The organism is Pseudomonas sp. XP2 (assembly GCF_053557975.1).
In genome coordinates this window covers 1-17743 of sequence record NZ_JBNRIK010000014.1, presented here as the reverse complement: position 1 = coordinate 17743, position 17743 = coordinate 1, and the positions used below count along the sequence as shown (strand labels likewise).

Annotated in this window: 14 protein-coding genes; 13 read left to right on the top strand and 1 reads right to left on the bottom strand. The window is 65.3% G+C overall.

From position 1 onward, the window contains the following. Positions 1-34 precede the first annotated feature (34 nt). Positions 35-781, bottom strand: a complete 747-nt coding sequence (locus ACK1VC_RS16175) for an enoyl-CoA hydratase-related protein (RefSeq protein ID WP_060517348.1) — start codon at positions 779-781, stop codon at positions 35-37. Positions 782-883: 102 nt separating this feature from the next. On the opposite strand from ACK1VC_RS16175, the gene ACK1VC_RS16170 reads away from it, so the two are divergent. The 13 genes from ACK1VC_RS16170 to ACK1VC_RS16110 all read left to right on the top strand — a co-directional run bounded on the left by ACK1VC_RS16170 (position 884) and on the right by ACK1VC_RS16110 (position 17647). Further along, positions 884-1528, top strand: coding sequence for a TetR family transcriptional regulator C-terminal domain-containing protein (locus tag ACK1VC_RS16170; RefSeq protein WP_016487575.1), 645 nt, complete (start codon positions 884-886; stop codon positions 1526-1528). Positions 1529-1602: 74 nt separating this feature from the next. Then, positions 1603-2319 (top strand): response regulator, encoded by a 717-nt coding sequence (locus tag ACK1VC_RS16165; protein ID WP_449117988.1) that lies wholly within the window; start codon positions 1603-1605, stop codon positions 2317-2319. Further along, positions 2316-3101: a substrate-binding periplasmic protein gene (locus tag ACK1VC_RS16160; RefSeq protein WP_016487573.1), complete on the top strand. Its 786-nt coding sequence runs from the start codon at positions 2316-2318 to the stop codon at positions 3099-3101. The genes ACK1VC_RS16165 and ACK1VC_RS16160 overlap by 4 nt, the downstream gene beginning before the upstream one ends. Then, positions 3098-5350: an ATP-binding protein gene (locus tag ACK1VC_RS16155; RefSeq protein ID WP_191086700.1), complete on the top strand. Its 2253-nt coding sequence runs from the start codon at positions 3098-3100 to the stop codon at positions 5348-5350. Before ACK1VC_RS16160 ends, ACK1VC_RS16155 begins: the two co-directional genes overlap by 4 nt. A 196-nt stretch (positions 5351-5546) precedes the next feature. Further along, positions 5547-6953: an amino acid permease gene (locus tag ACK1VC_RS16150; RefSeq protein WP_096426206.1), complete on the top strand. Its 1407-nt coding sequence runs from the start codon at positions 5547-5549 to the stop codon at positions 6951-6953. A 342-nt stretch (positions 6954-7295) separates the two neighbouring features. Continuing rightward, on the top strand, positions 7296-8090 hold the full coding sequence (locus tag ACK1VC_RS16145; protein WP_070086532.1) for an enoyl-CoA hydratase/isomerase family protein: 795 nt from the start codon (positions 7296-7298) through the stop codon (positions 8088-8090). A gap of 32 nt (positions 8091-8122) precedes the next feature. Next, a complete protein-coding gene (locus ACK1VC_RS16140) occupies positions 8123-9283 on the top strand; it encodes an acyl-CoA dehydrogenase family protein (protein WP_449117987.1) in 1161 nt (386 codons plus the stop codon). A 17-nt stretch (positions 9284-9300) separates the two neighbouring features. Next, positions 9301-11418, top strand: a complete 2118-nt coding sequence (locus ACK1VC_RS16135) for an acetate--CoA ligase family protein (RefSeq protein ID WP_096426204.1) — start codon at positions 9301-9303, stop codon at positions 11416-11418. After that, positions 11411-13018: a 5-guanidino-2-oxopentanoate decarboxylase gene (locus tag ACK1VC_RS16130; protein ID WP_191086699.1), complete on the top strand. Its 1608-nt coding sequence runs from the start codon at positions 11411-11413 to the stop codon at positions 13016-13018. Before ACK1VC_RS16135 ends, ACK1VC_RS16130 begins: the two co-directional genes overlap by 8 nt. Before the next feature lie 34 nt (positions 13019-13052). Next, entirely contained in the window at positions 13053-14282 is a 1230-nt protein-coding gene (gene alr, locus ACK1VC_RS16125) for an alanine racemase (protein WP_016487566.1), read from the top strand. A 24-nt stretch (positions 14283-14306) separates the two neighbouring features. Continuing rightward, positions 14307-15497, top strand: coding sequence for a pyridoxal phosphate-dependent aminotransferase (locus tag ACK1VC_RS16120; protein WP_096426203.1), 1191 nt, complete (start codon positions 14307-14309; stop codon positions 15495-15497). Continuing rightward, a complete protein-coding gene (locus ACK1VC_RS16115; RefSeq protein ID WP_096426202.1) occupies positions 15490-16902 on the top strand; it encodes an aldehyde dehydrogenase family protein in 1413 nt (470 codons plus the stop codon). Before ACK1VC_RS16120 ends, ACK1VC_RS16115 begins: the two co-directional genes overlap by 8 nt. Positions 16903-16945: 43 nt before the next feature. Further along, positions 16946-17647, top strand: coding sequence for an NAD(P)H-dependent oxidoreductase (locus ACK1VC_RS16110; protein WP_033731667.1), 702 nt, complete (start codon positions 16946-16948; stop codon positions 17645-17647). The last annotated feature ends 96 nt before the right edge of the window (positions 17648-17743 follow it).

The following is a 17743-nucleotide window of genomic DNA, read 5'->3' as shown; positions in this document are numbered from 1 at the left end:
GCAAGGCCGCTCCCACAAGGGACGCGTCATCGTTTCAGTCTTTGATCAGCCGCCGTAACACGGCGCGTGCTTCGTCGGTGCGCAAGCACTCGATGAACAACTGGCTTTCACGCGCCACCGTGGCCTCCAGCTCCGCCCGCTGGCTGTCCTTGATCAGCCGCTTGCTGATGCGCAATGCCGCCTGCGGGTAACTTTGCAGCTGCCGCGCCAGCTTGCGCGCTGCGGCCAGGCACTGTTCGCCATCTTCATGCAGCTCATTGGCCAGCCCCCAGGCCACTGCCTGTTCGCCATCCAGCAACGCGTTACCCAGCAGCAGGCCGGCGGCGCGGGCCTGGCCAAGCAAGCGGGGCAGTAGCAGGCTGGAGCCAAACTCTGGGCACACCCCCAACGGTGCGAAAGGCATGCGCAACTTGGTCGAGCGGCTGACCAGCACCTGGTCGCAATGCAACAGCAAGGTGGCGCCGATGCCGATTGCTGCGCCACTGACTGCCGCGATCAGCGGCTTGTCCAGGCCCATGACCACCCGCATCAGGCGGAACACCGGGCTGTCCAGGTCAGTGGGCGGGTTGTCGAGAAAGTCGCGCAGGTCGTTGCCAGCCGTGAAACAGTGCGGCCCTCCGGTGAGGATGATGACATCCACAGCAGGGTCTTCACCCGCCGCCAGCAACAAGTCGCCCAGTTGCTGGTACATGGCGGTGTTCAGGGCATTTAGCTTGTCGGGGCGGTTGAAGGCCAGGGTCAGCAGGCCTTGGTCCAGCTCGCGTGTGATCAGGTCGTTCATGGCAGCCGTTTTTGTTGTTGTGGGCGGGAGTGCCAAGGGTTTATCACGCAGTCCGGCTTGTTGTACAGTCGTTCAGCCCCGCACTGGAACCGAGAACTGCCGATGAGCCAGGAAGCCCGCTACCACCGTATGCTGCCGGAATTACGCAAGGCCAACCTGGTCGAAGCGACCTTGGTGTGCCTCAAGCGCCATGGTTTCCAGGGGGCTTCGATCCGCAAGATCTCGGCCGAGGCCGGTGTCTCGGTGGGGCTGATCAGCCACCACTACGCCGGCAAGGATGAACTGGTGGCCGAAGCCTACCTGGCCGTCACCGGCCGGGTGATGGGGCTGCTGCGTGACGCCATGGCGCAGGCTGCGCCCAATGCCCGCGAGCGGTTGTCGGCGTTTTTCCGCGCCTCGTTCTGTGCAGAGTTGCTCGACCCGCAACTGCTCGACGCCTGGCTGGCCTTCTGGGGCGCGGTGAAGACAGCCGACGCGATCAACCAGGTGCATGACCATTCCTATGGCGAGTACCGCAAGGAACTGAGCCGGTTGCTGGCCGAGCTGGCCACGCAGGAGGGCTGGCAGGGCTTCGATGCCGATCTCGCGGCCATCAGCCTCAGTGCCCTGCTCGATGGCCTGTGGCTGGAGTCAGGGCTTAACCCCGGCACCTTCACCCCCGAGCAAGGCGTGATTATCTGCGAAGCCTGGGTCGATGGCCTGCAGGCCGGCGGCCGGCGGCGCTTCAGCCTGCCCGAGGGCTGTTGATCGTCTGTTCAGTAACGAGTACGCTGCTGGCGCGAGTGTGTAGAACAACACCAATAAAAAAGAGACAACACGCAATGACGCCTCGGGTATTGATCGTCGATGACGATCCGCTTATTCGTGACTTGCTGCAGGCCTATCTGTCCCAGGAAGGCTATGACGTGCACTGCGCCGATACGGCGGAAAAGGCCGAAGCCTTGCTCGGCAGCCAGGACGTCGACCTGGTGTTGCTGGATATCCGCCTGCCTGGCAAGGACGGCCTCACCCTGACCCGCGAACTGCGCGTGCGCTCGGAGGTGGGCATCATCCTCATTACCGGCCGTAACGACGACATCGACCGCATTGTCGGGCTGGAATGTGGTGCTGATGACTACGTGATCAAACCGCTCAACCCCCGTGAGCTGGTATCGCGCGCCAAAAACCTGATCCGCCGCGTGCGCCATGCCCGCGAAGTGCAACCGGCACCGGCCTGCGCGCAGTCGCTGAAGCAGTTTGCCGACTGGGCGCTGGACACCGACCGCCGTCGCCTGATCGATCCACGCGGGGGGCAAACCCTGCTCACCCACGGTGAGTTCCAGTTGCTCAGCGTGTTCCTGCGCAACAGCGGCCATACCCTGAGCCGCGACCAGTTGATGGACCAGATTCGCAACCGCGAGTGGGTGCCCAACGACCGCTCCATCGATGTGCTGGTCGGCCGCCTGCGGCGCAAGCTGCACGATGACCCGGCCGAGCCGCAACTGATCATCACCATTCACGGTACCGGCTACCTGTTCGCTGCCAGCGTGGCCGCATGATCCACCGCGCCCGCCGTGCCTGGGGGATGGTGCTGGCGTTGCTCGCCGTGCCGGCCGGCGCAGCACAGACGGTGCGCTACTGCGATTACCCGGTGTACCCGCCGATGTCCTGGAGCGACGGCCACCAGGTGCGTGGCTTGGCGCCAACCGTGGTGCGCGAACTGTTCGCCCGCATGGGCTACCCAGTGCAGACCGTGGTGCTGGGCAACTGGAAGCGTTGCCTGATGGACGCCGCCGCCGGGCGTGTGGACGTGGTACTGGCCTACAACAGCGATCAGCGGGACCAGCGCATGCGCTTTTCCACGGAGCCGGTGGTACGCGAAGAAGTCGCGGTGTTCTACAACCGCCTGCGGCCGGTCAGTTTCCAGCGCCTGGAAGACCTGGCCGGCTACCGCGGCGGCCTGTTGTACGGCGAAAGCTACGGCGCCGAATTCGACCGCTTCGTCGCCCGGCACCAGAACATCGAACGGGTGTCTTCCAGCCAGCAGAACTTTGGCAAGCTGATGCGCGGGCGCATCGACTACGTCATCCAGGAGCGGCGCACTGGCCAGCTGTTTATCGAGCACCTGCCCGGGGCGCAGGACATCCGCGTATTGCCCCGGGCACTGAGCGTGGACTACCTGCGCGTTGCCGTGTCCAGGCAATCACCCCTCAGCCAGCACATGGACGAAATCGACGCGCAGCTGCGGCGCATGAACCAGGCTGGCGAAATCGCGCGCTGGCTGGAGCAGAGCGAAGTCACCTACCGCGACATGATCAACCTGCCGGCAGATGCCCGATGATACGCCTGCACACCGATGGCCTGCTGCGCCGTCTGTTGCGGTTCATCCTGCTGTTCAGCCTGTGCTTCACCGTGCTGGCCAGTGGCGTGCAGCTGTACTTCGAATACCGCCGCGAAATGCGCGACATCGAGGCCCGCATGGCGTTGATCCGCGCCGGCTACCTGGCCAGCCTGGAACGCAGCCTGTGGGACCTGGACGAGGCGCAGCTGGACACACAACTGCGCGGCCTGGTGGATTTTTCCGATGTGGCCCGGGTGCGCCTGGTCAGCGACGATTTTCAGCTGCTACGTGGGGAGGCTGAACCCAGAGGGCCGCTGCGCATCGAGCGCTTCCCCCTGGACTATCAGCCCCCCACGGGGCCGGCCAGGCACCTGGGCGAGCTGGAGGTCAGTATCGACCTGGGTGCGGTGCACCGTCGGCTGTACGCCACGGGCCTTGCCAGCCTGCTGTGGATGGGCGTGTTCCTGTGTGGCCTGGCGGTAGCGCTGTCGGGCCTGTTCTATCGCCTGGTTACCCGCCACCTGCAAGTGATGGCCGAGTTCGCCCGGCGTATTGGCGCCGGGCAGTGGCAGGAGCCGCTGCGGCTGGGGCGCCGCCGCTCGGCGCGGCCGGATGAAATTGACACCGTGGCCCATGCCCTGGACGACATGCGCCGCGCCATCCTCAGCGACATCGAGCGCCGCGAGCGCGACCGCCTGGCGTTGCAAGACAAGCGCGACGAACTGCAGGCCATGGTCGAACGACGTACAGCCAGCCTGGCCCGGGCCAAGGATGACGCTGAGGCCGCCAACCTGGCCAAGTCGCGCTTCCTGGCGACCATGAGCCACGAGCTGCGCACCCCGCTCAACGGCATTCTGGGCATGGCCGAGCTGCTACGCGGTGGCCGGCTGGAAGCAGCCGATCGCCAGCGGGTGGAGGCTCTGTACAAGGCCGGCGAGGGGCTGTTGGCGATTCTCAACGAAGTGCTGTATTTCGCCCGGCTAGAAGAAGGTGAGAGCCGCGCCGAACGGGTCGGCTTTTCGCTGCGCCAATTGTGCCAGGAGGTGCTGGCGCTGCTCGAACCCATGGCCGTGGACAACGGCGACACGCTGCACCTGGAGGTTGATGAGCAATTGGCCGTCTACCAGCACGGCGCCGAACAGTACCTGCGTCAGGTGCTCAGCAACCTGTTGGCCAATGCCATCAAATTCACCGAGCACGGCCAGGTGCGGCTCAAGGTGCAGGTGCTGGCCAGTGATGCGACCGCGCAGCGCCTGCGGCTGTCGGTCAGTGACAACGGCATCGGCATCGAGCCGGCCGTACAGGCGAAAATCTTCGACCGCTTTGTCCAGGCCAGCGAGGCCGTGGCCCGGCGCTACGGCGGCACGGGTCTGGGCCTGGCGATCTGCAAACACCTGGTGGAAAAGCTGGGAGGCTGTATTGGCCTGGACAGTGTGCAAGGGCAGGGCAGTTGCTTCTGGTTCGAACTCGACATCGCCCTTGGGCAGCCGGTTTCGCCCCTTGACGCCGCCCAGGGGGCCAGCGCCAGCCTGGATATCCTGGTGGTCGAGGACGTCGCGCTGAACCGGGACGTGGCCGGCGGCTTGCTGGTGCGTGATGGCCACCGGGTGAGCTTTGCCGAAGATGCCGGGCAGGCCCTGCAGGTGTGCACACAGCAGCGCTTCGACCTGATCCTGCTCGACGTTCACCTGCCCGGCATGAGCGGGGTGGAGCTGTGCCGGCAGCTTCGCGCCACCCCTGGGCCTAACCAACACAGCCGGATCGTGGCACTGACGGCGGGCGTTCAACCGGGGCAAGTGCCAGTTTACCTGGAGGCCGGCATGCAAGGTGTATTGGCCAAGCCACTGCGGCTGGCCAACCTGCGCCAGGCGCTGGCCGACGCAACGCCGACCGAAGAGGCCGGTAATGACGCGAACATGGACTGGTCGCTGCTGGCCACTCACCGCTCGCTGCTGGGCGCACAGAAGCTGCAGGGCCTGTTGAACGTGTTGCGCCAGTCCCTGGAGCAGCACGCCACGGCGTTGGCCGAGGCGCTGACGGCCCAGGACTTTACCGAAGTGCTGCACCTGGCCCATCGCCTCGCCGGCAGTTGCGACTCCCTGGGTTTTTCTGGCCTGGCTGCGCTGTTGCGACGCCTGGAGGATGCAGCCCGCCAGCATGACGGGCAGGCGCTGAACGCCCTCGCCGAGCCATTGGCAAACCAGCTCGGCCAGGCCCGCGACACGCTGGAACGGTTGATCCAGAGCTGACGTACAAAAAACTTACGACTTTTTACATCTTCGATCCGTTCGTACAACGGCACCTTACATCCGTTTCCAATAATCCATGGCAACCGTGTTGCACGCGGTCCATGAGGCTTATTGGAGACAAGAATAATGACATGCCGTAGCGCTCAGCCCCTCCTTTGTACCGCCCCCCGTACCTGCCGCAATGGCGAGGTGCGCCATGACTGACAACCACGAAAAAATCCAGCTCACCCGCGCCCTGAAAAGCCGGCACATTTTCATGCTGTCGCTGGGCGGGGTAATCGGTACCGGCCTGTTCATGGGCTCGGGCGTGACCATCAACCAGGGCGGGCCGGTGGGCGCGATCCTGGCGTATCTGGTGGCGGGCTTGCTGATGTATCTGGTGATGGTGTGTCTGGGCGAACTGTCGGTGCAGATGCCGGTGTCCGGTTCTTTTCAGGCCCACGCCACCAAGTTCATCGGCCCGGCCACCGGCTTCATGATTGGCTGGGTGTACTGGATGAGCTGGGCCACCACTGTGGGCCTGGAGTTCACCGCCGCCGGCATGCTGATGACCCGTTGGTTCCCCGAGGTGCCGATCTGGTACTGGTCGGCATTGTTCGTGGTGGTGCTGTTCGGCCTCAACGCCTTGGCCACTCGCGCGTTTGGCGAGGCCGAGTACTGGTTCTCGGGCATCAAGGTGGCGACCATCCTTGGCTTCATCATCGTCGGCCTGCTGGTGATATTCGGCGCCATCCCGCTGAGCAGCGGGGCACCGGCGCCAATGCTGGACAACCTGGTGGGCGAGTCGCTGTTCCCCCACGGCCTGTCGGCGGTGTTCGCGGTGATGATGACCGTGGTCTATGCCTTCCAGGGCTGCGAAATCATGGGCGTGGCGGCCGGCGAGACCGAGCACCCGGAAAAAAGCATCCCGCGGGCGGTGCGCAACGTGGTGTTCCGCGTGCTGATTTTCTACGTGCTGGCGATTGCCGTGCTGTCGGCCATTGTGCCGTTCGAGCAGGCCGGCCTGATGGAAAGCCCGTTCGTGCAGGTATTCGACATGGTCGGCATCCCCTTTGCTGCCGACGTGATGAACTTCGTCATCCTTACCGCCATCCTGTCGGTGGGCAACTCTGGGCTGTATGCCTCTACGCGCATTCTCTGGGCGATGTCCAAGAGCGGCATGGCGCCGAAAAGCCTGGCACCGCTGAGCAAGCGCGGCGTACCGCTGCGGGCGCTGAGCATCACCCTGTGCTTTGCCCTGGTGTCGCTGATGACCAGCTTCATTGCCGCCGACACCCTGTTCATGGTGCTGATGGCGGTGAGCGGCATGTCTGGCACCGTGACCTGGATCGTGATCGCCCTCGCGCAGTACCGCTTCCGCAAGGCCTACCTGCGTGAAGGTGGGCAACTGCAGGACCTGAAGTACAAGGCGCCGCTGTACCCGCTGGTGCCGCTGCTGTGCATCACCCTGTGCAGCTCGCTGTTCGTGTTCCTGGCGCTGGATGAAACCCAGCGACCGTCGCTGTACTGGGGCTTTGGCTTCATTGCCCTGTGCTACGCGGCGTACTTCATCGTCAACCGCCGCCGGCAGGGCGCCTTCGAGCCCAGCGCGCCTGGCGTTTGATTCACGATTGCCGGGGCCGCTTTGCGGCCCATCGCGACACAAGGCCGCTCCCACAGGTACTACGCAGGCTTGAACGCTGTGAAAGACCCTGTGGGAGCGGCCTTGTGTCGCGAAAGGGGCGCAAAGCGCCCCCGGCAATCCCACAGTTGTACAAAGTTGTAACAACCACCTCGGATTTAACCCTCACAAGTTTAAAAAAATCACTATTGAAACAATAGGTTAGGTTGCTTTCGAGTGATGTTACAGGCCATTTTTCCGCCAATTGCCGCCTTGTTGAACACTCGTTTAGTATCTCCCTCATCAAGCCCTCCCAAAACCATCACAACAACACCGAGGCCCCCCATGACCATTCCGTCGTCGTCACTGTTGAGCAAGGTCGAAGCCGGCGTTGCCTGGATCACCCTCAACCGCCCAGAGCAGCGCAACGCGCTGGACATCCCCACCCTCAAGCAACTGCACGCCTTGCTCGACAGCCATAACGCCGACCCGGCCGTGCGCGTGGTGGTGCTCACTGGCAGCGGCCGCACCTTCTGCGCCGGTGCCGACCTGGCCGAATGGGCTGCCGCCGAAGCCGCAGGCACCCTGGAAAGCTACGGCTGGACCGAAACCGCCCACGCCCTGATGTTGCGCCTGCACAGCCTCGACAAACCCACCATCGCCGCCATCAACGGCACTGCCGTGGGCGGTGGCATGGACCTCAGCCTGTGCTGCGACCTGCGTGTCGCCGCCGCTTCTGCGCGCTTCAAGGCCGGCTACACCAGCATGGGCTACAGCCCCGATGCCGGGGCCAGCTGGCACCTGCCACGGCTGATCGGCAGCGAGCAGGCCAAGCGCTTGTTGTTCCTCGATGAACTGTGGGGCGCCGAGCGCGCCCTGGCGGCCGGGCTGGTCAGCGAAGTCTGCGCCGACGAGCAACTGCCCGCCGTGGCGGCCGAGCTGGCCGGGCGCCTGGCCAATGGCCCGACCTTCGCCTACGCGCAGACCAAGCAGCTGATCCGCGATGGCGCCCGGCGCACCCTGGCCGAGCAGCTGGAAGCCGAGCGCCAGGCGGGCCTGCTGTGTGGCCGCAGCCAGGATGGCGCCGAGGCGCTGCAAGCCTCGGTAGAACGCCGCGCCCCCCGTTTTATCGGCCAGTAACCCGATACCGACCCTGATCAGGACCTTTGCAGATGAATTTCCAACTGACCCAAGAACAAGAAATGTTGGTGGAAGCGGTACGCAGCTTTGTTGCCAAGGAGTTGGCGCCCCATGAGGAAGCGGTGGACCGCGCCGATGCCGTGTCGCCAGAGCTGGCCGCACACATCCGTGGCAAGGCCATCGCCGCCGGGTTCTATGTCTTCAACATGCCCGAGGAAGTCGGCGGCGGTGGCCTGGACTACTTGTCCCAGGCGCTGATCGAACGTGAGCTGTCCAAGGTGTCCTGGGCGCTGCACGTGTTTGTCGCACGCCCGTCGAAAATCCTCATGGCCTGCAAGGACGAGCAGATCAACGACTACCTGCTGCCTTGCGTGCAGGGTGAAAAAACCGATTGCTTCGCCCTCACCGAGCCGGGCGCCGGCTCCGATGCCAATGCCATCAAGACCCGCGCCGTGCGCCAGGGCGATGACTTTGTCATCAACGGCAGCAAACACTTCATCAGCCACGCCGGCCACGCCGATTTTGCCATTGTCTTCGCGGTCACCGACACCTACGAGCACAACGGGCGCAAGCGCAATGCGGTCACGGCGCTGCTGGTCGACCGCGGCACACCGGGCATGACCATCCGCCGCGGGCCCAAGTGCGTGAGCAACCGGGGCTACCACACCTACGAGCTGTTCTTCGACGACTGTCGGGTGCCGGCCAGCAAGGTACTGGGCGAAGTCGGCAAGGGCTGGGAAGTGGCCAACGCCTGGCTGACCGCTGGCCGGGTCATGGTCGCCGCCAACTGCGTGGGCCAGGCCCAGCGTGCCCTGGACCTGTCGCTGCAGTGGGCCGCCGACCGCAAGCAGTTCGGCCAGGCCATCGGTAGCTACCAGGGCGTGTCGTTCAAGCTGGCCGACATGGCCACGCAGATTCGCGCGGCCGAAATGCTCACCCTGCACACTGCCTGGAAGATGGACCAGGGCAGCATGACCGACGGTGAAGCCGGCATGGCCAAGCTGTTTGCCAGCGAAGTACTGGGCAAGGTGGCCGACGAAGCCGTGCAGATCTTCGGCGGCATGGGCCTGATGGACGAAGGGCCGGTCGAGCGCATCTGGCGCAACGCGCGTATCGAGCGTATCTGGGAGGGCACCTCGGAAATCCAGCGGCACATCATCGCCCGCGAACTGCTGCGCCCGCTGTTGCGCTGAGCGCCAGGAGAACACCCATGTCGCAATCGATTCGTGACAACCTCAAGCGCCTGCTGGCGCCCCGGCACCTGGCCTTCGTTGGCGGGCGCAGCATGGCGCGGGCGCTCAAGCGCTGCGCCGAAGGTGGCTTTGGCGGCGAGCTGTGGCTGATCAACCCTCAGCATGAAAGCCTCGAAGGCATCCCCTGCGTGGCACACGTGGGCGACTTGCCCTATGCCCCGGACGCAGTGTTCATCGCCACCAACCGTGAGCTGACCTTGCAGTGCGTTGCCGAGCTGGCCGCGCGTGGCGCCGGTGGTGCCATCTGCTATGCCTCCGGCTTTGCCGAAAGCGGCGAAGAGGGCCGCCAGTTGCAGCAGCGCCTGCTCGCTGCGGCCGGCAACATGGCCCTGCTCGGCCCCAACTGCTATGGCCTGCTCGATTACCTGCACGGTGCCGCCCTGTGGCCGGTGGCCCACGGCGGCAAGCCGGTGGAGAAGGGCGTGGCGATCCTCACCCAGAGCGGCAACTTCGCCTACAACCTGTCCATGAGCGACCGCTCGCTGCCGGTGGCCTACATGGCCTCGGTCGGCAACCAGGCGCAACTGGGGGTGGCCGAGTTGATGGACGTCATGCTCGACGACCCACGGGTAACGGCCATCGGGCTGCACCTGGAAGGCGTGAAGAACGTACCGGGTTTTGCACGCGCCGCTTACAAGGCATTGCAGCAGGGCACGCCGATCATTGCCCTGAAGACGGGTGTGTCGCAGATCGGCGCTGAACTGGCGCTCAGCCACACCAGCTCGTTGTCCGGCTCCGATGCTCTGTACGACAGCCTGTTCCAGCGCCTGGGCGTGATCCGCGTCAGCGGCCCGGTGAGCTTTGTCGAAACGCTCAAGGCCGCCGCTTGCGGGCGCTTGCCGGCAGAGGGCGAACTGATCGCGCTGGCCTGTTCAGGCGGCGATGCGGGCCTGATTGCCGATTATGCCGAACGCAACCATCTGCACCTGCCAAAGCTTGAACAAGGCCAAGTGACGGCACTGGCCGAAGTGCTGCCGGCCTATGCCAACCTGGTCAACCCACTGGATTTCACCACTGCCATCTGGGGCGATGAAGCTGCCCTGCAACGTATGCTCGACAGCACCCTGAGCGGCGCGGCCGATGCCGCCATGCTGGTGCTGGACTACCCGGCGGCCTTCACTGGCGAGCGCAAGGAGTGCGACTTGCTGCTGGCGCTTTACTGCGACGCGCTGGAGCGTCACGGCAAGATCGGTTTTGTCACCTCCGCCTTTCCGGAGCTGCTGCCTGCCAGTGCGCGTGAGCGCCTGCATGCCCGAGGCATCGCCGCCCTGCAGGGTGTGGAAGACGGCCTGGCGGCCTGGGGCCGCATCGTCGCTTACCAACGCAACCGTCAACGGTTGCTGGAGCAAGGCGAGGCTGCGCGGGTACCGCTGTGCCCACAAGCCGTCACGGGCGAAGGCCGTTTGCTGGACGAATGGCAAGCCAAGCAAGCCCTGCGCGCCTTCGGTTTGCCGGTGCCGGCAGGTGTGCTCAGTACGCCCGAGCGCGCTGTAGTGGATGCCGCCCGCGTAGGTTACCCGCTGGTACTGAAGGCGGTCAGCGCACAACTGCCGCACAAGACCGAAGCCGGTGCGGTGGCACTTAACCTGCGCGATGCCGCTGCCCTGGAGGCTGCACTGGTACAGATGCGCCAGCGTATCGCTGCCTATGCCCCACAGGTAGCGTTCGACCAGATACTGCTCGAACCCATGGCCGCGCCGCCACTGGCCGAGCTGATAGTGGGCATCAAACGTGAACACGACTTTGCCCTGGCGTTGGTAATCGGCGCCGGTGGCGTGCTGGTCGAACTGCTCAAGGACAGTGTCAGCCTGTTGCTGCCCACTACCGACAGCGCCATCCGCGCCGCGTTGCTGAGCCTGCGCAGCGCCAGCCTGCTGCAAGGTTTCCGTGGCCGGCCGGCCGCCGACCTGGACGCCTTGGTCGCAGCCATCCGCGCGGTAGCCGACTATGCCTGCGAAAACGCCGGGCAACTGCTGGAACTGGATGTGAACCCACTGATGGTCGGTGCCCACGGCACCCTCGCGGTCGACGCGCTGATCCGCCTCGGCCAGGCGCAAGGAGAACGACATGAATGACCTTACCCTGACTGCCGGCCAGGCGCTGGTGCGCCTTTTGGCCAACTATGGCGTGCAGACCGTTTTCGGTATCCCGGGTGTGCACACCCTGGAGTTGTACCGCGGCCTGCTGGGCAGCGGTATCCGCCATGTGCTTACCCGCCACGAGCAGGGCGCCGGTTTCATGGCAGACGGCTATGCGCGGGTGAGCGGCAAGCCGGGCGTGTGCTTTGTCATCACCGGCCCGGGGGTGACCAACGCCGCCACCGCCATCGGCCAGGCCTATGCCGATTCCATTCCGATGCTGGTGATTTCCAGCGTCAACCATACCGCCAGCCTGGGCAAGGGCTGGGGCTGCCTGCACGAAACCCAGGACCAACGTGCCATGACCGCGCCGATTACCGCGTTCTCTGCGGTGGCTTTGAGTGGCGACGACCTACCCGAATTGATTGCCCGTGCCTGGGCTGTGTTCGACAGCGAGCGGCCGCGCCCGGTGCACATTTCGGTGCCGCTGGACGTGCTGGCCGCACCCGTCAGCCGTGACTGGAGCGATGAGGTGGCACGCCGCCCCGAGCGTGGCCAGCCGTGCCGCGAAACCCTCGACCAGGCTGCCCTGAAGCTGGCAGCGGCCAAGCGGCCAATGATCATCGCCGGTGGCGGTGCGCTGCACGCGGCTGAACAGCTGGCGCAGTTGAGCACCCGGCTGGCCGCACCAGTATTCACCAGCGTGGCCGGCAAGGGCCTGCTGCCGCCGCAGGCGCCATTGAATGCGGGTTCCAGCCTGTGCGTGGAGCCTGGTTGGCAGTTGATCAGCCAAGCCGATGTGGTGCTGGCAGTGGGCACCGAAATGGCCGACACCGACTTCTGGCGCGAGCGCCTGCCAATCACTGGCGAGCTGCTGCGGGTGGACATCGACCCACGCAAGTTCAACGACTTCTACCCCTGTGCCATTGCCTTGCAAGGTGATGCCCGGCAAACCCTGGCCGGCTTGCTCGAACACCTGCCAGCACTCGACCGGGACCCGGCTCAGGCCAGCGAAGCGGTCAGCCAGTTGCGCCAGGCCATCCGCACCGGGCATGCACCGTTGCAGGCCACGCATCAGGCCATTCTGGACCGCATCGCCACCGTGCTGCCCGATGAGGCGTTCATCAGCAGCGACATGACCCAACTGGCCTACACCGGCAACTACGCTTTCGCCAGCCGGGCGCCGCGCAGCTGGCTGCACCCCACTGGCTACGGCACCCTTGGCTACGGCCTGCCGGCCGGCATCGGCGGCATGCTTGCCACCGGCCACCGCCCGGGCCTGGTGCTGGTGGGCGACGGTGGTTTTCTTTATACCGCCCAGGAGCTCGCCACTGCCGTGGAGGAGCTGGACCGGCCTTTGGTGGTGCTGCTGTGGAACAACGACGCCCTCGGGCAGATCCGCGATGACATGCTCGGCCTGAACATCGAGCCGGTCGGCGTGCTGCCGCGTAACCCGGACTTCATCGGCCTGGCCCGTGCCTTTGGTTGCGCGGTGCGCCAGCCACGTGATCTGGACACGCTGCAGGCCGACCTGGCCAGTGGTTTCGCCACCCCCGGCGTTACTTTCATCGAACTCAAACACACCTGCGTCTGTTAAGACGCGCACAACGACAAGAACAAGAGAAACCGACATGCCATTTCGCCGCACCCTGCTGGCCGCATCCCTGGCCCTGCTGATCACCGGTCAAGCCCCCCTGTATGCCGCACCTCCGCTGTCGATGGACAATGGCACCAACGCCCTGACCGTGCAGAACAGCAACGCCTGGGTCGAAGTCAGCGCCAGCGCCCTGCAACACAACATCCGCACCCTGCAGGCCGAGCTGGCTGGCAAGTCCAGGCTGTGCGCCGTGCTCAAGGCTGACGCCTATGGCCACGGTATCGGCCTGGTGATGCCGTCTATCATTGCCCAGGGCGTGCCCTGCGTGGCGGTGGCCAGCAACGAGGAGGCCCGCGTGGTCCGCGCCAGTGGCTTCACCGGGCAACTGGTGCGGGTACGCCTGGCCAGCCTCAGCGAGCTGGAAGATGCCTTGCAGTACGACATGGAAGAGCTGGTCGGCAGCGCCGAATTTGCCCGCCAGGTCGATGCCATCGCCGCACGCCACGGCAAGACCCTGCGCATACATATGGCGCTCAACTCCAGTGGCATGAGCCGCAACGGTGTGGAGATGGCGACCTGGTCCGGCCGTGGCGAAGCGCTGCAGATCACCGATCAGAAGCACCTCAAGCTGGTTGCGCTGATGACCCACTTCGCCGTCGAAGACAAGGACGATGTCCGCAAGGGCCTGGCGGCCTTCAACGAGCAGACCGATTGGTTGATCAAGCACGCGAAGCTCGACCGCAGCAAGCTCACCCTGCACGCCGCCAACTCGTTCGCTACCCTGGAGGTGCCGGAGGCGCGCCTGGACATGGTACGCACCGGCGGCGCGCTGTTCGGTGACACCGTGCCGGCGCGCACCGAGTACCAACGCGCCATGCAGTTCAAGTCGCACGTGGCGGCGGTGCACAGTTACCCGGCCGGCAACACCGTCGGCTACGACCGCACCTTCACCCTGGCCCGTGATTCGCGCCTGGCCAACATCACCGTCGGTTATTCCGATGGCTATCGCCGGGTGTTCACCAACAAGGGCCATGTGCTGATCAACGGCCACCGCATACCGGTGGTGGGCAAGGTGTCGATGAACACGCTGATGGTCGATGTCACCGACTTCCCGGACGTGAAGGGCGGCAACGAAGTGGTGCTGTTCGGCAAGCAGGCCGGGGGCGAAATCACCCAGGCCGAGATGGAAGAAATCAACGGCGCGCTGCTGGCCGACCTGTACACCGTGTGGGGCAGTTCCAACCCGAAGATCCTCGTCGACTGAAACCGCCAAAGAAGGGAGATTACCATGCGCTACGCCAAGCTCACCCAACGCATCGCCGGCGACGGGGCTGCGGCCTGGGACATCCACTACCGCGCCCTGGCGCTGCAGGCCGAGGGCAAGGACATCCTGCTGTTGTCGGTGGGTGACCCAGACTTCGACACACCTGCGCCGATTGTCGAGGCGGCCATCGACAGCCTGCGGGCGGGTCACACCCATTACGCCGATGTACGCGGCAAGCTGGCCCTGCGCCAGGCCATTGCCAGGCGCCACCAGCAGCGTAGCGGCCAGGCCGTCGACGCCGACCAGGTGACGGTGCTGGCAGGGGCCCAGTGCGCGCTGTACTGCGTGGCCCAGTGCGTACTGGACCCAGGCGACGAGGTGCTTGTCGCCGAACCGATGTATGTGACCTATGAGGCGGTGTTCGGTGCCTGTGGTGCCAAGGTGGTGCCGGTGCCGGTCAAGCCGGAAAACGGCTTTCGGGTATGCCCGCAAGACGTGGCCGAGCGCATCACCCCGCGCACCCGCGCGCTGGCCTTGAACAGCCCGCACAACCCGTCGGGGGCAAGCCTGCCCCGTGCTACCTGGGAAGCACTGGCCGAACTGTGCATTGCCCACGACCTGTGGCTGATCTCTGACGAGGTGTACAGCGAATTGCTGTACGAGGGCGAGCATGTCAGCCCTGCCAGCCTGCCGGGCATGGCCGAACGCACCGCCACCCTCAACAGCCTGTCGAAGTCGCATGCCATGACGGGCTGGCGGGTGGGTTGGGTGGTCGGTTCTACCGAATTGGCCGCCCATTTGGAAAACCTCGCGCTGTGCATGCTGTATGGCTCGCCCGACTTCATTCAGGACGCCGCTGTGGTGGCGCTGGAGCAGCCGTTGCCCGAGCTGGCCGCCATGCGCGAGGCCTACCGCCAGCGCCGTGACCTCGTGTGCGAACAGCTGGCCGGCTGCCCGGGCCTGAAGGCACTGAAGCCCGATGGTGGCATGTTCGTGATGGTTGATATCCGTGAGACCGGCGTAAGTGCCCAGGCCTTTGCCGACCGCCTGCTGGACCGCCAGGGCGTGTCGGTACTCGCCGGCGAAGCGTTCGGCCCCAGTGCTGCCGGGCATATCCGCCTGGGCCTGGTGCTGGGCGATGCGGCGCTGGTCGATGCCTGCCAGCGCATCGCCCGCTGTGCCGACGAGCTGAAACGGGAGTACGGCAATGCGTGAGTATGCGCGGCTGTACATCGATGGCGCCTGGCAGGTGCCGAGTGGGCAGGGTATGGCTGAGGTGATCGACCCGGCCACCGAGCAGGCCATTGGCCGGGTACCACTGGGTGGCGAGGCGGATGTCGAGCGGGCAGTGATGGCGGCGCGGCGGGCTTTCGCTGGCTGGTCGCGCACGCCGTCCAGTGTGCGTGCAGGGTACATCCAGGCGTTGGTGGCGCAGCTGAAAAGCCACGCGGCGGAAATGGCCGGGGCCATTACCGACGAACTGGGCATGCCGGTGCAGTGGTGCCAGGCGGTGCAGGTCGAAGGCCCGATTGTGGGGCTTGCGCAGTACGCCGAACTGACCGGGTTGATGGATGAGGTGCGCGAAGTCGGCAATTCGATGGTGTACCGCGAGGCCGTTGGCGTGTGCGCTTTCATCAACCCATGGAATTACCCGCTGCACCAGATGATCGGCAAGCTGGCGCCGGCCTTGGCCGCCGGCTGCACGGTGGTGGTCAAGCCCAGCCAGGAAACGCCGTTGCACGCGTTTTTACTGGCCGAAATGATCGACGCCATCGGCCTGCCGGCCGGGGTGTTCAACCTGGTCAGCGGCCCGGGGGCAAAGGTGGGTGAGGCCCTGGCCCGGCACCCGCAGGTGGACATGGTGTCGTTCACCGGTTCAACCGGTGCCGGTGTCCGGGTGGCACAAGCGGCCGCGCCGACGGTGAAGCGGGTGTGCCTGGAGCTGGGTGGCAAATCACCGTTTCTGATTACCGCCGATGCCGACCTGCACGCTGCGGTGCGCCATGGCGTGCAGGACGTGATGATCAACTCGGGGCAGACCTGCACGGCACTGACCCGTATGCTGCTGCCGGCCAGCCGCTACGCCGAGGCGCTGGAAATCGCCGAGGCCGAAACCCGCGCACTGGTCATGGGCGACCCGCGTGACCCGGCCAGTTTTCTCGGGCCGATGTGTTCGGCAGGCCAGCGGCGCACGGTGCTCGACTACATTCGCCAGGGCCAGGAGGAGGGCGCGCGCTTGTTGTGCGGTGGTGATAGCGGCGGCTTCGAGCGCGGGTTCTACGTGGCGCCCACGTTGTTCGCCGACGTCGACAACCGCATGCGCATTGCCCAGGAAGAAATCTTCGGCCCGGTGCTGTGCCTGATCCCCTACGCCGACGAGGCCCAGGCGCTGGCGCTGGCCAATGACTCGCCGTTCGGCCTGTCCAGCGCGGTGTGGGCGGGCAGCCGCGAGCACGGCCTGGCGCTGGCGCGGCAGATTCGGGCCGGGCAGTGCTTCATCAACGGGGGCGGGTTCAACTACCGGGCGCCGTTTGGTGGCTACAAGCAGTCGGGCAACGGCCGCGAGTGGGGCGAAGAGGGCCTGGCGGAGTTCGTCGAGGTGAAAGCCGTACAGTGCTGAGCCACCGCTGCAAGACAACCTGTTTTGTGTAAGGAGAATGTTTGTGAATGTACTGATCATCCACGCTCACCCCGAGCCGCAATCGTTCACCGCTGCCCTGCGCGACCAGGCCGTGGAAACCTTCCGCGCCCAGGGCCACCAGGTGCAGGTCAGCGACCTGTACGCCATGGGCTGGAACCCGGTGGCCAGTGCCGATGACTTCACCCAGCGTGAGAACCCCGAGTACCTGGTGTATGCCCTGGAGCAGCGCCAGGGGGTCAAGCGCGGCGCCCTTGCCGAGGATATCCAGCAGGAGCTGGACAAGTTGTTGTGGGCCGACTTGCTGGTGCTGAACTTCCCGATCTTCTGGTTCTCGGCCCCGGCCATGCTCAAGGGCTGGATCGACCGGGTGCTGGTGTCGGGGGTGTGCTATGGCGGCAAGCGTTTCTACGACCAGGGCGGGTTGGCGGGCAAGAAGGCGCTGGTGACCGTGACCCTGGGCGGGCGCGAGCACATGTTTGGCGAAGGGGCGATTCATGGGCCGCTGGAAGACATGCTGCGGCCGATACTGCGGGGCACGCTGGCTTATGTGGGGCTTGAAGTGCTGCCGCCATTCGTGGCCTGGCATGTGCCGTATATCAGCGATGAGGCGCGCCAGGACTTTTTGCAGCAATACCGGCAGCGCCTGGAGCAGCTCTCGGACGACCAGCCATTGGTGTTCCCACGCCTGGCCCAGTTCGATGAGGCGCTTTACCCTCTATCTTGAGTCGTGCGCAGCCCCCTGTAGGAGCGGCCTTGTGTCGCGATGGGCTGCGCAGCAGCCCCAGGATCTGCGCCCCAGTACAAATTGTCGGGGCTGCTG

What these genes read in the sequence shown, in the direction of transcription:
- ACK1VC_RS16155 (WP_191086700.1), top strand. Translation starts at nt 3,098, where the DNA reads ATGATACGCCTGCACACCGATGGCCTGCTGCGCCGTCTGTTGCGGTTC.
- ACK1VC_RS16175 (WP_060517348.1), bottom strand. Translation starts at nt 781, where the DNA reads ATGAACGACCTGATCACACGCGAGCTGGACCAAGGCCTGCTGACCCTG.
- ACK1VC_RS16150 (WP_096426206.1), top strand. Translation starts at nt 5,547, where the DNA reads ATGACTGACAACCACGAAAAAATCCAGCTCACCCGCGCCCTGAAAAGC.
- ACK1VC_RS16115 (WP_096426202.1), top strand. Translation starts at nt 15,490, where the DNA reads ATGCGTGAGTATGCGCGGCTGTACATCGATGGCGCCTGGCAGGTGCCG.
- ACK1VC_RS16165 (WP_449117988.1), top strand. Translation starts at nt 1,603, where the DNA reads ATGACGCCTCGGGTATTGATCGTCGATGACGATCCGCTTATTCGTGAC.
- ACK1VC_RS16135 (WP_096426204.1), top strand. Translation starts at nt 9,301, where the DNA reads ATGTCGCAATCGATTCGTGACAACCTCAAGCGCCTGCTGGCGCCCCGG.
- ACK1VC_RS16170 (WP_016487575.1), top strand. Translation starts at nt 884, where the DNA reads ATGAGCCAGGAAGCCCGCTACCACCGTATGCTGCCGGAATTACGCAAG.
- alr (WP_016487566.1), top strand. Translation starts at nt 13,053, where the DNA reads ATGCCATTTCGCCGCACCCTGCTGGCCGCATCCCTGGCCCTGCTGATC.
- ACK1VC_RS16145 (WP_070086532.1), top strand. Translation starts at nt 7,296, where the DNA reads ATGACCATTCCGTCGTCGTCACTGTTGAGCAAGGTCGAAGCCGGCGTT.
- ACK1VC_RS16120 (WP_096426203.1), top strand. Translation starts at nt 14,307, where the DNA reads ATGCGCTACGCCAAGCTCACCCAACGCATCGCCGGCGACGGGGCTGCG.
- ACK1VC_RS16140 (WP_449117987.1), top strand. Translation starts at nt 8,123, where the DNA reads ATGAATTTCCAACTGACCCAAGAACAAGAAATGTTGGTGGAAGCGGTA.
- ACK1VC_RS16160 (WP_016487573.1), top strand. Translation starts at nt 2,316, where the DNA reads ATGATCCACCGCGCCCGCCGTGCCTGGGGGATGGTGCTGGCGTTGCTC.
- ACK1VC_RS16130 (WP_191086699.1), top strand. Translation starts at nt 11,411, where the DNA reads ATGAATGACCTTACCCTGACTGCCGGCCAGGCGCTGGTGCGCCTTTTG.